Genomic DNA, 13,130 nt, shown 5'->3' with positions numbered 1-13,130 from the left:
CGCACGAGGCCTTTCTCGACACGCAGCGCGCCGTCATGACCGATGGTCAGAACCACGCCCGCGATGGCACGATCTTCGTCCGCGTAAGGCTGCCGTTCGCGTTGCAGGGCCTCGATCTCGCGCAGGCGCGGCTCGATGGCATAATATTCTTCCGTCTCCGCGTCCGTCCAGTCCTCGCCGTCATTCTTCGCCGCCAGTTCTTCCTCGCGCGCAATGAGACGTTCTTCTTCGGTGAGCAGGTCCGGATCGGGGTCGATGTCCTGCGGATAGACCCGCCCGAAGCTGCGAAACGCGCCGTAATCCACCGAGAGATGCACCTCGACCCATTTCCACGTTCCCTCGAAGGTTTTCGCCGCAGCCTGCAGCTTTTCGATGGCGAGACGCTCTAGGAGTTCGGGGTTCTCCATATGGGCGCTGGCGCGGTCGTCGAAGAGATCGCGCAGCAGAACACCACCCGCCGCCTCATAGGCCTCAATGCCGACAAAGCGCCCGATGGCCGAGTTCGCCGAATGGGCGGTCTCGGTAAGATGGCGTTTGATGCTTTGCGGATGGATGTGATAGCCGCCCTTCACTGCGTTCCAGACCGCCAGCTGGCGATCATGGTCGTCGGTCAGTGTGAAAGCCATCACGCATTCAAGGGTCAGATCACCCGCGCGGAACTGCTCGATGATCTCGGGCGCGACACGGGCGAGTTTGAGGCGGCGGCGCACCAGGTCGACGGAGACGCCGAATTTGAGCGCGATCTCGTCTTCGCTGCGGCCCTCGGCGATCATCGCCTCAAAAGCCTCGAACTGGTCGGCGGGGTGCATCGCCGCGCGCTGGAGGTTTTCAGTTGCAGAAGTAAGGATGGCGTTGCGCTTATCATCGACGAGGCAGGGCACGGGGTGATCGGCGGGGATGACGCTGTCCTCAGCGAGCTGCTTCAGCGCCTTGAGGCGACGACCGCCGGCATCGACTGCAAAACGTGTCTCTGACAGCGCATGAACCACCAGATTCTGTTTAATTCCGGTCTCGCGGATACTGACGAGGAGCTCAGCATCGTCGCTGGCGCTGGCCGCAACTTTTCGAACGTTGAGCGGGCTCGGCTCCAACTGGTCGAGCGGGATCATCCGGATGTCGGTCCCGCCGCCAGGCACGGACAACTCAGTGGCTTCGGTTTTCTTCGCAGTGGCGGGTTTCGGGCGGGTTGTGGTCTTGGCCATGGTCAGGGTCCTTGTCACGCCGGACCCGGAAGAGCCTCTCTCTATCCTTTCAAGCCCGGCACCCGGGCTTCCCTTTCTCTGGCTTTTTCTTGTGTTCCCTTACATGAGATCGTTTTGCACAGGCTTTGCTGTCTCCAAAGCCTACAGGCCTAGCTCACTGTTTGATTTTCCGAACCCACTTCCGCGAGCAAAATCTGCCGAATTGAGCTTTCAATTTTGACTTTACCAAATGTTGAAGCATCTCGGAAAACTGACTTCGTTTCGCATTCGAAGCAAATCAAGTCATGCTGACGGCCGACAACTTTTAGACCAACTGAACTTTCCCCGACATGGACCACATAGACCTCGCATGCTAGGTTCGCGCCTGCTTTCACCGGCGCATGGAATTGTAGGTCCATAGAGACAAAAGGCATGGCCGTGTTTCTTTCCGTGAGTAGAAAAAGCCAGCCCCGGCCTGAAAGCAAATCGTCCCAGAAAGTCTCGATCGCTTCCAGCGCGAAATTCGTAATCCGGCCAGTAAAGGCGATTCCCAGCTGGTCACAGTCGCCAAAGAAAATCCTGCGTTCGAAGGCAAATCGTGGTTTAAATTCTGTTTCTGGTACATTCATTGCAGCGTTACGGGCTCAACATTTCTTTGTCTCTGGTGCGTGACAGCGATAGGAAGGAATAGTTTTCCGGTCATTATGCCATGCGCCGGAATTCGGCGGGGGTCGCGCCTGTCATTTTTCGAAAAGTTCGACTAAAATGACTCTGATCTGCAAAACCGCAGTCAAGCGCGACCACTTTCAGGGGGGCATTACCCTTTCTCAGCATCTCCTGGGCCTTCGATATTCGCTTGCGCAAAACATATGCATACGGTGCCAACCCAAACTCCGCCTTGAACTGACGCGAAAAGTGAAACTGGCTGAAACCGATAGATGCGGCCATGTCTTCCAGACTGAGGTTTTCACCTAAGCAGCTTTCAACGAGATCGATGATTCTCTGCCTTTGAGCAGGGCTGAAGTTCGAGTTTGCGTCGCTGGTCAAAGAGACCTTGGCGTACTGACGCAGAAGGTGAACGGCGATCTGGATGCGCAGGGCGTCGATGATCAATCTCTGGCCGATTCCACCGTTCTTTAGCTCATTCTCTAGCAATTGGATGCAGTTCAGGATACAGGGGTCCTTCGCAGACAGACAATCATTGATCTCAATGGACTTCGGGTCACGATCAAAGACCGAAAGGGCCGTGTTTTCGAGTTCACTGTGACTGAGATAGACGTGTCTAACCGTGATAGGCTCGGACCAACTCCAAGTGGATTCCTCTGCACGCGTGAGCAAGGAAATCCTACCTTTCTCTACGCGCGCGCTTTGCCATGGGCCGCCACTCGTGCGGCGCATAGTGGTTGGCGCGCCATCATATGCAACAATCATATAGTCGCGCATGGGGGGAATTGCCGCGTCTTGTCGCTCATAACGATAGCCCTTCAGGGTAATGCCGTTCCAGTTGCACCCGGAACTGTCCAACGTAGTCGTGCCGGGAATCCATTCGGGTATCCGGTCCGGTGATATGAGCAGTCTTTCCATCTTGGCCTCCCTGAACTTTTTCACGATCGTCCGCTTGAGCTGAAATTTCGGCTTAGGTCGTCTCGCGCATCCGCGGTTCTTCTCGAACGATATTCGCTTGAGTCAATCTATCGATTTCAGCTTCTGTCAGTCCAGCCTCGCTAAGCAACTCCCTACTATGCTGCCCGAAGCGAGGCGGTGCCGCGCGAACCGCTCCGGGGGTACGCGACAAGCGTGCTGGCACGCCGGTGCCGCGGTAGGTGCCAACTGATACCACCATGCCGCGATGTCGGGTGTGTGGATGCTCCAACGCTTCATTCACATTCCGAACGACTCCGGCGGGAATCCCAGCTTTCAAAAGCACCGGCTCAAGTTTGAAGGCGTCATGTTGCACCAGGCACTCTGACAAGACCTCTGTCATCTCTGACCGATGCGCAAGACGCGCGGCATTGTCGGCAAATCGTGGATCGCAGGGCACCTCAGGTAGGCCAAGCACGTCACAGAGTTTTGCGAACTGACCATTGTTACCGATAGCCAGATAGAGTTTGCCATTACTTGTTTCGAACATGTCGTATGGTACGATATTTGGATGCCCATTGCCGGTCGCCATTGGTATCTGTCCGGACATGAGGGAATTAGCCGCTTGGGGATGCATCATGCTGATCGCGCAATCATATAGCGGCACTTCGATGGCTTGGCCCAATCCGGACCGGCCCCGTTCCAAAAGTGCGGCGAGAATAGCGTTACAGGCGATCAGACCGGTGCCGATGTCCACGATGGGCGTACCCATGCGTGTCGGGCCTTCGGAGGGATTGCCGTTGATGCTCATGAGGCCCGTCATAGCTTGTACCACGGCGTCATAGCCGGGAAAACCGCCAAGTGGGCCATCGGAACCAAATCCAGTCACATGGCAGAGTACCAGTCTAGGAAAACGTGCCCTGAGAACATCAGCATAACCAAGCCCCCATTTTTCAAGAGTACCAGACTTAAAATTGTGAACTAAAACATCCGCATCCTGAAGAAACCGCAAAATCAGGTCGCGCCCTTCCGGTTGCTGCAGATCGATAGCGATGGACCGCTTGTTGCGGTTGGCGCCAGAGAAATAAGCGCTGAGTTCATCATTGAAAGGCGGGCCCCAACTGCGGGTCTCGTCGCCCAGAGGCGGCTCCACCTTGATGACCTCAGCGCCATGATCCGCAAGCATTTGGGTGCAGTAAGGCCCGCCCAGCACGCGGCTGAGGTCGACCACCTTGATCCCGTCCAATGAGCCAGCCATCAAAGCGCCTCCTGATAGAGGCGCGACACATCTTCGGCTGTCATGTCGCGCGGGTTGGTCTCCAGCAATCGCGTGATACCGGTCACGACCTCATTAGCCATTCCGGGAATGGCTGCCTCGGTCACTCCGACACCAGAAAGTCGAGACTCAAGTCCGCTTTCGACTAGCATCCGTTCCATCTCGTCGATCAGGCCATGGGCCGCAGCCGCATCAGAGTTGAAAGGCCGCGAGGGCAGTAGTAACCGCGATAGACGAGCATATTCAGCTTCTGCAACGGGCATGTTGAACCTCATCACTGGTCCTGCGACCAGAGCGTTTGCGTGCCCGTGAGGAACCTTGAAACCTGTTCCAAGTGGGTATGACAAGGCATGAATCGCCCCCACGCTGGCATTAATGAAGGCCATCCCAGCCAGTGTCGCCCCCAACAGCATGGCCTCTCGCGCTGACAGGTCCGAAGGCGTTTCCATGACGATTGGTAAGTTCTGACCGAGAAGCACCAGCGCTTTGTCCGCCATTCCATCGGAAATGGGATTCTTTCTGGTGCGACTGGTTACTGCCTCAATGGCGTGAACCATTGCGTCTAACGCCGTGGCCGCTGTGATGTGACGAGGCATTCCCAATGTTAGCTTTGCATCTAGCAAGGCAACGTCAGGCAGAAGCTGCGGTGCATATACCGCTTTTTTTTCGTGGCTTTCCGAAGTCAGCACGGACACCCATGTTACCTCTGATCCGGTCCCTGCCGTGGTTGGCACCTGGATCAGTGGCAAGCGTTTATCGGTGACCTGATTAATCCCGATCATGTCCGTAATCGGTTGATCGTTGGCTACCGCCGCTGCGATGACCTTGGCAGTGTCCAGTGAACTGCCGCCGCCAAGTCCGATGATTCCGTCAGCACCAAAGGCCCGCGCGACCTCTACCGCGGCCTCGACGACAGCGATCGGGGGGTCCGCTTCGACTTTATGAAAAATCTCAACCTCGATGCCAGCAGCCCTAAGTGAGGCGGCTGCCTCGTCCGCAAAACCACAGGCCAATATGCCCGGGTCCGTCACGACCAGCGCACGGGTGCAAGACAAATCTTGCATCAGGCTGCCGATCCGGCCAAGCCCACCGCTCTCGCAGACGATCCTCGGGGTGGAAAGGAAATTGAAGTCCATAGTTTGTCTTCGCTCCTGTTAAGCTGCTGCAGTGCGGATCATATTCCGCGCGATCAGTATTTGCTGAATCTGGGTTGTCCCCTCGTAGATGCGGAAGAGACGCACATCGCGATAGAAGCGCTCGACCGCATATTCGGCCATGTATCCTGCACCGCCGTGGATTTGCACTGCGCGATCGGCCACTCGACCTACCATCTCACTGGCAAACATCTTGCAGCAGGCAGCATCAGTCGACACGTTCTGACCAGCGTCCTTGCGGCGTGCTGTTTCTTCGATCATGCAACGCGCTGCGAAGGCCTCGGCGCGACTGTCAGCCAGCATGGCTTGGATCAGTTGCTTTTCAGCGATGGGTTCACCGAATTGTTTGCGTTCCATCGCATAGGATAGGCTGTCACGGATCAGCCGTTCGGCGGCGCCCACACAGACGGCAGAAATATGCAGTCGGCCCCGGTCAAGGACTTTCATTGCTGTCTTAAAGCCCTTGTTCAGACGGTCCGGCCCGCCGATAATGTTCGCGGCAGGCACGCGGACATTGTCAAGGATGACGTCGCATGTGTGCGAGCCCTTCTGCCCCATCTTCCTGTCAGGCTGGCCAAGCGTTATGCCTGGCGTCCCTGCCTCGACGAGAAAGGCGCTTACGCCGGCAGAACCTTCCGCCTCTGGATTGGTCCGGGCAAAAACCGTGAATAGATCGGCACGCGGTGCATTGGTAATGTAGCGTTTCGTGCCGTTCAGAAGGAAATCGTTACCGTCACGCCGCGCCGTAGTGCGCAGACTGCCAGCATCCGACCCAGCATCTGGCTCGGTTAGGGCGAAGGATGCGATCATATCTCCGGACGCGAGAGCTGGTAGATACTGCGCCTTCTGCTCGTCGGTTCCATCGATGATGATTCCCTGAGAGCCGATCCCGTTGTTGGTGCCAACTAGCGACCGGAACGCAGGCGAAGCCTGGCCAAGAACGAAAGCGGCTTGCACTTCCTCTATCATCGACAAGCCGAGCCCGCCGAAATCTTCCGGGATCGACATGCCGAAAAGGCCCATCATGCGGATTTCATCGACCAGCATCGGCGGAATCACATCCTCGTCGGCGACGCGATCCTCGTAAGGGATTAGTCGCTCTTTCACGAAGCGGTCGAGCGCGTCGAGAAACTGGGAAAGGGTATCTTTATCAAGGGCCATGATGCTCTCTATTGTTCAGGGTGCGACCGCCGCAACGCGGCGGACAAGATCGACAAGGCGGTGCGCGACGTCGCTTTCGATCCAGTCGCGCGTAAGGGTTTGCGAAGGGCCACCGCAGTTGAAGGCAATAATGGGTGAGCCGTCCTTCGGCACGAAGGGCACCGCTACAGCGTTCACATCACGTTTCCACTCCGTGAAGGACGTGCAGTAACCGTGCTGTTGGTAGTCTGCGATAGCTGCTTCGATTCCGGGCTGCACATTCGGCCAGTTGTCGCCTTCATGTTCCTCCACAAGGGCCAGAATTCTGGCCCGCTCATCCGGGTCGTGCGCCGCTATGCAGGCGCGACCAACCGCGGTCGTGGCCAGTTTAATATGGGCACCAACCTCGATCGCCAGCGTGACGGCATTAGTGCCCTTGCACCGCTCCAGATAGACCATCGATAGCCGGTCACGACTGGCCATGGCCACCGGCATGCCTGTGTAATCAGCCAGCTCCTGCATAAAGGGCTTCGCCAGTTGCCGCAGCGGAATCCCTGCAAGGCAGGAGAAACCCAACGAAAGCACTGGAGGGGCCAGTCGATAACGTGCTGTATCCGGGTCGTAGCTGAGGTATTCCAGCTTGTTCAGTGTATAGGCCAGCCGGGAGACCGTCGATCTGCTCAGGCCAGTGCGCTCGGCCAACTCACCGTTCCCCAGAGCCTCCCCTTCCCGCCGAAAGGCCCGCAACAGCTCCAAGCCGCGCGCCAACGCCGTGACAAAATCGCGATCCTGTTTCTCGGCATCCTTGGTGCGGTCTTTCCTTGGTCTCACGATATCCCTCCTCGGAAAGAATTATGCGTCTTGAAACACACCTAAACGATCGATAACGTCCGAGTCAATACTGCGGTAAACTTTCCCGCTATGCGGAAAATTAAGGTCGTCCACCTAGTCCCATTCGTGCCGGATCCTGCGGATGACACAACTAAGCGAGGGCATAATGCCATGAAAGAAATGAATTATCCGACCATCCAGCACCTCATCGGACGAGACTGGATCGCTTCTCCCACGCCAGAGGATCGTGCAGTCATAAACCCTGCAAACGGGCAAACTATCGGACAGATTCCGCAGGCTAGCGCCGCAGATCTAGACCATGCGGTTCACTCGGCCGAATCAGCTTTTCGCCGATGGAAAAACAGCTCTCCCATGGAACGAAGTGCGATTTTGCGGCGGTTTGCCGACCTGCTGCGCCAAAATGACAGACTGATCGCTGGCTGGATCACTCTCGATGAAGGCAAGCCGCTGGCTGAGGCCTTGGCTGAGGTCCGCGCCTCAGCTGACCACGTCGACTGGCACGCCGAGGAATGTCGGCGCATTTATGGGCGCATCATTCCATCGCGCAGCCCGGGGGTACAGCAGCTTGTCGTGCGCGAACCGATAGGCGTCTGCCTTGCCATCACGCCTTGGAATTTTCCGCTGAGCCAAGCGGTACGCAAGGTCGCGGCGGCGCTTGCGTCAGGTTGCACGATGATCTTGAAAGCCCCGGCAGAGGCTCCGGCGGGCTGCATGGCAATTGCGCGCTATCTGCTGGATGCAGGCTTGCCCGAAGGCTGTCTGAACCTTGTCTGGGGTAATGCGGCCTTCATTTCGGAAACTCTTATTGCGCGCCCCGAGGTGCGCAAGATCACCTTCACCGGTTCGGTCGAGGTGGGCAAGCATCTGGCAGAATTGGCTGGCCGCCACATGAAGCGGGCGACGATGGAACTCGGCGGTCACGCGCCCGTATTGGTGTTCGACGACGCCGATGCCACGGCCGCGGCGCGCGCCTTGGCGGGCAACAAGCTGCGCAATGCAGGCCAGGTGTGCATCGCCCCAACCCGGTTTTACGTACAACAAGGCATCTACGACCGATTTCTGTCCGAGCTAGTTTCAGCATTTGAGAGCGTAAAGGTGGGCGATGGTTTAACCGAGGGCACACAGATGGGGCCATTGTGTCATCGCGGACGCGTGAATGCGATGGAAAAGCTCGTCGAGGATGCCCGCGAAAACGGCGCACGGGTGTTGACGGGAGGCAAAAGGCTTGGAAATCATGGTAACTTCTATGCCCCGACAATCGTCGATACGCCCAACGACGACATTGACTTGATGCGCGAAGAACCCTTCGGCCCGATTGCTGTCGTCTCGTCTTTTCGTGACATAGAGGACGGACTGTCGCGGGCCAACGGGCTACCCTTCGGGCTGGCGTCCTATGTCTTTACCAATTCGTTAGAGCGTGCAGATAAAGCAGCTGCGGGTTTGCAGGCAGGTATGGTAAGCATCAACCAGTTCGGCCTCGCTCTGCCCGAGACTCCGTTTGGAGGCGTGAGAGACAGCGGCTATGGGACTGAAGGCGGGACGGAAACCTTCGAAGGCTATCTCATTACCAAATTTATCTCGCGCAATCGCGCGCCAGTGCTGTGAGGATGCCCATGCCTGTTGAATTAAGCTTCTCAAATGACGCAGCAATTCTGACCATAGACAATTCGCCGCTTAACCTAATCAACGCGGAGGTTCGGGCTGGAATACAACACTGTATCTTCAAAGTCCTCGAAACTGGGGCTACCAGGCTGATTATCACCGGCACAGGAACGACCTTCGTCGCGGGCGCGGATGCGAAGGAATTCGGTAAGTTGCCTGTTGATCCACAACTAAATGATGTGCTGATGCAACTTGCACACCTCCCGATTCCTACTATCGCAGCAATCAACGGGGCTGCGCTTGGTGGGGGACTAGAGATTGCTCTGGCTTGCTGCTATCGCATCGCCTCAACTTCTGCCAAACTGGGCTTGCCAGAGGTAAACTTGGGGATCGTGCCTGGCGCAGGGGGAACCCAAAGACTGCCGCGACTTATCGGTATTGAAGCTGCGCTTGACATGATTGTCACCGGGAAGGCTGTTTCCGCCGAGCAGGCACTGAAAATGGGACTGATCCAGCTGCTAGCCGATGACCCGCTTGGCGCGGCCATAGCTCTCGATGACGATGTACTTGAGGCGGCACAGGCACCCGACAATCTTCCTTCACCAAAGCCAAACCACGTCGCAGCGGAAGTCGCCCGAGCGCATGTAGCGCGGCGTATGCCTGGCCAGAATGCCCCGCAGGTTGCGGTGAACCTAGTCGCGACCAGTGCGACGACGCCGCTGCACGACGCACTAGCCAGCGAGCGCTCTGCGTTTTTGGACCTTCGTACCTCGGATCAGGCGCGGGCCCTTAGGCACGTTTTCTTCACCGAGCGTACCGCAACCAACAAGGGGCGCGCCTACCCCCGACCTTCCCGAGATGCTGAAACCGCCATCGTGGTCGGTGGTGGCAATATGGGCGCAGCTATTGCGTACACGCTGGCGACCGCAGGGATCTCGGTGACTGTCGTCGAACGTAGTGCCTCGTCCGCCGAGTGGGCCAGTAAAAACCTGCAAAAGCTGATTGATCAGGGTATCAGTCGCGGTATTCTGTCCGTCGATGCGGCAAAGACGGTTGAAGACCGGCTGGTTACGGTCTCAGGCTATGACGCTCTGCCACCAACCGATCTAGCAATCGAGGCGGCCTTCGAGGATTTTGCGGTTAAGACCGCGATCCTGACCGAACTCGAAGGCGCACTGCCACCCGAGACCATCATTGCCACAAACACATCCTATCTCGATGTAAATCGGCTCTCTGATGGGTTGAAACACCCGGCACGCTTTGTAGGGATGCATTTCTTCAGTCCTGCGCATATTATGAAACTTCTGGAAGTCGTCAGGAGCGACCGAACGTCAGACGGAACATTAGGTGCAGCACTTGTGCTGGCGCACAGGCTTGGTAAAATCCCGGTACTGTCTGGTGTTTGCGATGGCTTCATCGGAAACCGAATTTTGTCGAGCTACCGTCGCGCCGCTAATCGCCTTCTGGTGGAGGGGGCTAATGTCGACGAGATCGACGCGGCTATGCGCGGATTCGGTATGGCGATGGGTCCATATGCTGCACAGGACATGTCGGGGCTGGACATCGCCTACGCGAATATCCGTCGCAAGGCAGTTGCCGAAGGGAACTGCTGTGGTCACGTGCCCTTGGTCGAGCGGCTGGTCGAAAAGCACAAACGCCTAGGACGCAAATCGGGCGCCGGATGGTACGACTATGGGCCAGACGGCAAACCCTCACATTCGGAGCTGGTCGCTAGCGAAATACTCCGTGTCTCAGAAGAAATGAACTTCACTCGCCGCGAGTTCTCAGCTGACGAAATCGTAGAAAGGCTCTTGCTCACAATGGTGGCGGAAGCCTGCGATATCCTTGACGAAGGCGTAGCAGAAAAACCGCAAGACATCGACCTAGTAATGATTCACGGCTACGGATTTCCCCGCTGGCGGGGAGGCCTGATGCACCACGCCAAAAATATCGGCAAGGATCGGTTGACCGCGCTGTTTAGCGCGCTTGTCAAAGAGGACCCTTGCGACTGGAGGGTGCCTCGTTATTTAGAAAGGGTTTTCGCGACCTGACGGTCAAAGTCCCGCGCCATAAGGCGCTGCCCCAGCAACTTAACACAGTGCATCTTCGTCTCGACGCGGCTTAGGCGGTGATGGTCTTCCAAGACTTTGCGTTCTTACCTGGTGGGATAACGGCGTGGACGCCACGGTCCGCAATCGCGTCCTGGCATTTTCGTGTGTCATACGCACCGTCAGCCGTGACACTGCTGGTCTGCCGGGATCTGTTCAAGAAGGTTGGGTAACACTGGAGCGTCACCGATGTGGCTCCCGGTGATCTGAACAGCGCGCACTTCCAACGTTTGCTCGTCGATCCCGAGGTGGATCTTGCGCCAGACCCGTCGCTTGGGGCCGCCATGCTTGCGGGCATGCCACTCACCTTCAAGCTTGATCCCCGTGCTGTCCACCAACAAGTGCAACGGCCCTTTGGAGCCGCGATACGGGATGTTCACGGCCAGGGTCTTCTGGCGCCGGGACAGGGTGCTGAAGTCGAGCACCGTCCAGTCGAGACCGATCAGCCGCAACAGGCTCTCGACGAACCCGGTCGCCTGTCGCAAGGCCATGCCGAACAGGACCTTCATCGAAAGACAGGTCTGGGTCGCGGCGTCGCTGTAACTCTTCTGCCTGTCGGCACGGCCTCCCAGCTCATCTCGGGGTCAAACCAGATCGTCAGCGAGCCACGGCGCTTGAGCGCTTCGTTATAAGCGGGCCAGTTCATGGTCTTGTATGTCGGGGTTGTCGGTCTGCTCATGCACCTCAGCTACCACGCTGGATTCATAAGATGAGTCCGACACGGGATTTGTGCATGCATGCCCCCATTGGTGCAAGTGATTTTTTGAACGGCGCGAGCGTGTGATCGGGTGCGGTCATGTATCAGGCCTCTGTGTGCGGCGCTGATGTAACCGCGGGCCGGTATGGCGATGCGCGGACCAGAGGCATATCAACAAACCGAGCTCGGTGGCTCCTGCACAAATGCTGCTTTCTCTGACCCGGATCTGATCGATCCTTTGCCCTTACTTTTCAGTGACCTCCTCACACTCCCAACTTACCGGGACGTCGTGGCATGCCGTCTTCGCTATGCCATCGCCGCCACCGGATTCCGGTAATCCTCTTGTTTCATTATGATGGCCCAGAGGCCACGCGCCATCTTGTTGGCCAGCGCAATCGCGGCGACCCATGCGCGGCTTGCGGGTTAGTAGGCGTTTCAGCCAGCCATTATTCGGTGTGTCAAACCGCTCGACAGCCTGGAGGACAGCCATAGCGCCAGAGACCAAGAGTGTCCGGAGTCGCGCTGTCGCATCTTCGAGGTCTTCCCGAGCCGGGCTTTGCCGCCCGTCGAGTGCTGCTTCGGCACAAGCCCAAGCCAGGCGGCAAAATCGCACCCGCGCCGGAAGGTGGCCAGGTCACGGGCAAATGTCTCGATCGCAAGCGCCGTGACAGGAACCACGCCCGGCATGGTTTGTGTTCGGCGCACCAAGTCGGCTTTCTTGGCGGCACATCGCATCTTCGCGTCAAGCTCTGCAACACGCGTATTCAGCCCCTCAATCTGCCCCAGATACATCCGGCCGAGGTCACGAACCTCAGCATGCAGCGCGGTGTCATCACCTGCGATTGCGTCCGCGAGTCGCTTGAGATGGGCAGGCCCGCGGGCCGCGACCAATCCGTGTTCGGCGAGGTGGCCGCGTAAAGCGTTGATCATCTGGGGGCGCTGGCCGACAAACATCTGCCGCGTGCGAAACAGCATGGCACGGGCCTGCTGATCTTCCGTCTTCACTGCGAAAAAGCGCATGGTTGGACGCAATGCAGCCTCCAAGATGGCCTCTGCATCGGTCGCATCATTCTTCTGGCGTTTGACGAACGGCTTCACATAGACCGGCGGTATCAACCGCACGTCGCACCCCAGCTTCTCAAATTCGCGGCCCCAGCCATACGCCGTGGCCACGCCTCCATGGCGATCATGCATTTGGGTTGCTGTGCCACGAACGCGAGAAACTGGCCTCGTGAAAGCTTTTTGCGAAACGCGACTGACCCATCATTGTACGCACCATGCAACTGGATAACGCGCTTTGCCAAGTCGACACCGATAATTTTAATTTCGGACATAGATGCTCCTTCCTTCTGTGATGGCTTTTAACGCTCATCATAGTGGCACATTGCGATGCCGTCGGGAGGGGGTATCCACGCCATCAACAGAGCCTAGTAACGGGCATATCTGCCTCACGACAGGCTGAGCACGATCATACTATTTCCAAAGCAGGATTGTTCAATACATGGCGCATTTTTCGCCCTTACTCTGAGATAATTGGCG

The 13,130-nt window shown here is 57.4% G+C and carries 9 protein-coding genes and 2 pseudogenes; 2 read left to right on the top strand and 9 right to left on the bottom strand.

Going from position 1 to position 13,130, the window contains the following annotated elements; genetic code table 11:
• From J7394_RS18570 to J7394_RS18540, 7 genes are all read right to left on the bottom strand, one after another.
• A partial coding sequence (locus J7394_RS18570) for a ParB/RepB/Spo0J family partition protein (RefSeq protein WP_209255205.1) occupies positions 1-1,202 on the bottom strand: 1,202 nt, incomplete at its 3' end.
• A gap of 149 nt (positions 1,203-1,351) precedes the next feature.
• Positions 1,352-1,810, bottom strand: coding sequence for a thioesterase family protein (locus tag J7394_RS18565; RefSeq protein ID WP_007120589.1), 459 nt, complete (start codon positions 1,808-1,810; stop codon positions 1,352-1,354).
• Positions 1,811-1,883: 73 nt separating this feature from the next.
• Positions 1,884-2,765, bottom strand: coding sequence for an AraC family transcriptional regulator (locus J7394_RS18560; protein WP_232272173.1), 882 nt, complete (start codon positions 2,763-2,765; stop codon positions 1,884-1,886).
• A 52-nt stretch (positions 2,766-2,817) separates the two neighbouring features.
• Positions 2,818-4,020, bottom strand: coding sequence for a CaiB/BaiF CoA-transferase family protein (locus tag J7394_RS18555; protein WP_007120591.1), 1,203 nt, complete (start codon positions 4,018-4,020; stop codon positions 2,818-2,820).
• Positions 4,020-5,174, bottom strand: a complete 1,155-nt coding sequence (locus tag J7394_RS18550) for an iron-containing alcohol dehydrogenase (protein WP_007120592.1) — start codon at positions 5,172-5,174, stop codon at positions 4,020-4,022. Before J7394_RS18550 ends, J7394_RS18555 begins: the two co-directional genes overlap by 1 nt.
• 18 nt (positions 5,175-5,192) lie before the next feature.
• The gene (locus J7394_RS18545; protein ID WP_007120593.1) at positions 5,193-6,353 is read right to left on the bottom strand and encodes an acyl-CoA dehydrogenase family protein; all 1,161 of its coding nucleotides are present in this window, start codon (positions 6,351-6,353) and stop codon (positions 5,193-5,195) included.
• Between the two features lie 15 nt (positions 6,354-6,368).
• Positions 6,369-7,163, bottom strand: a complete 795-nt coding sequence (locus tag J7394_RS18540; RefSeq protein ID WP_007120594.1) for an IclR family transcriptional regulator — start codon at positions 7,161-7,163, stop codon at positions 6,369-6,371.
• 180 nt (positions 7,164-7,343) lie between these two features.
• Between J7394_RS18540 and J7394_RS18535 the strand changes: the two genes are divergently transcribed.
• Both J7394_RS18535 and J7394_RS18530 read left to right on the top strand, forming a co-directional pair.
• The gene (locus tag J7394_RS18535; RefSeq protein WP_084658595.1) at positions 7,344-8,789 is read left to right on the top strand and encodes an NAD-dependent succinate-semialdehyde dehydrogenase; all 1,446 of its coding nucleotides are present in this window, start codon (positions 7,344-7,346) and stop codon (positions 8,787-8,789) included.
• 2 nt (positions 8,790-8,791) lie between these two features.
• On the top strand, positions 8,792-10,837 hold the full coding sequence (locus J7394_RS18530) for an FAD-dependent oxidoreductase (protein WP_050759205.1): 2,046 nt from the start codon (positions 8,792-8,794) through the stop codon (positions 10,835-10,837).
• On the opposite strand, the pseudogene J7394_RS18525 reads toward J7394_RS18530, so the two are convergent.
• Together J7394_RS18525 and J7394_RS18520 are read right to left on the bottom strand one after the other, a co-directional pair.
• Positions 10,825-11,573, bottom strand: a pseudogene (locus tag J7394_RS18525) (IS5 family transposase); the annotation flags it as partial. The gene J7394_RS18530 and the pseudogene J7394_RS18525 sit on opposite strands and share 13 nt — an antisense overlap.
• A 324-nt stretch (positions 11,574-11,897) precedes the next feature.
• Positions 11,898-12,925: pseudogene (locus J7394_RS18520) on the bottom strand (IS110 family transposase).
• Between the last annotated feature and the right edge of the window lie 205 nt (positions 12,926-13,130).

Source organism: Ruegeria sp. R13_0 (assembly GCF_017743995.1).
Lineage (GTDB): Bacteria > Pseudomonadota > Alphaproteobacteria > Rhodobacterales > Rhodobacteraceae > Ruegeria.
This window is presented reverse-complemented; position numbering and strand designations above follow the sequence as displayed.

What these genes read in the sequence shown, in the direction of transcription:
- J7394_RS18560 (WP_232272173.1), bottom strand. Translation starts at nt 2,765, where the DNA reads ATGGAAAGACTGCTCATATCACCGGACCGGATACCCGAATGGATTCCC.
- J7394_RS18530 (WP_050759205.1), top strand. Translation starts at nt 8,792, where the DNA reads ATGCCCATGCCTGTTGAATTAAGCTTCTCAAATGACGCAGCAATTCTG.
- J7394_RS18535 (WP_084658595.1), top strand. Translation starts at nt 7,344, where the DNA reads ATGAATTATCCGACCATCCAGCACCTCATCGGACGAGACTGGATCGCT.
- J7394_RS18555 (WP_007120591.1), bottom strand. Translation starts at nt 4,020, where the DNA reads ATGGCTGGCTCATTGGACGGGATCAAGGTGGTCGACCTCAGCCGCGTG.
- J7394_RS18550 (WP_007120592.1), bottom strand. Translation starts at nt 5,174, where the DNA reads ATGGACTTCAATTTCCTTTCCACCCCGAGGATCGTCTGCGAGAGCGGT.
- J7394_RS18545 (WP_007120593.1), bottom strand. Translation starts at nt 6,353, where the DNA reads ATGGCCCTTGATAAAGATACCCTTTCCCAGTTTCTCGACGCGCTCGAC.
- J7394_RS18565 (WP_007120589.1), bottom strand. Translation starts at nt 1,810, where the DNA reads ATGAATGTACCAGAAACAGAATTTAAACCACGATTTGCCTTCGAACGC.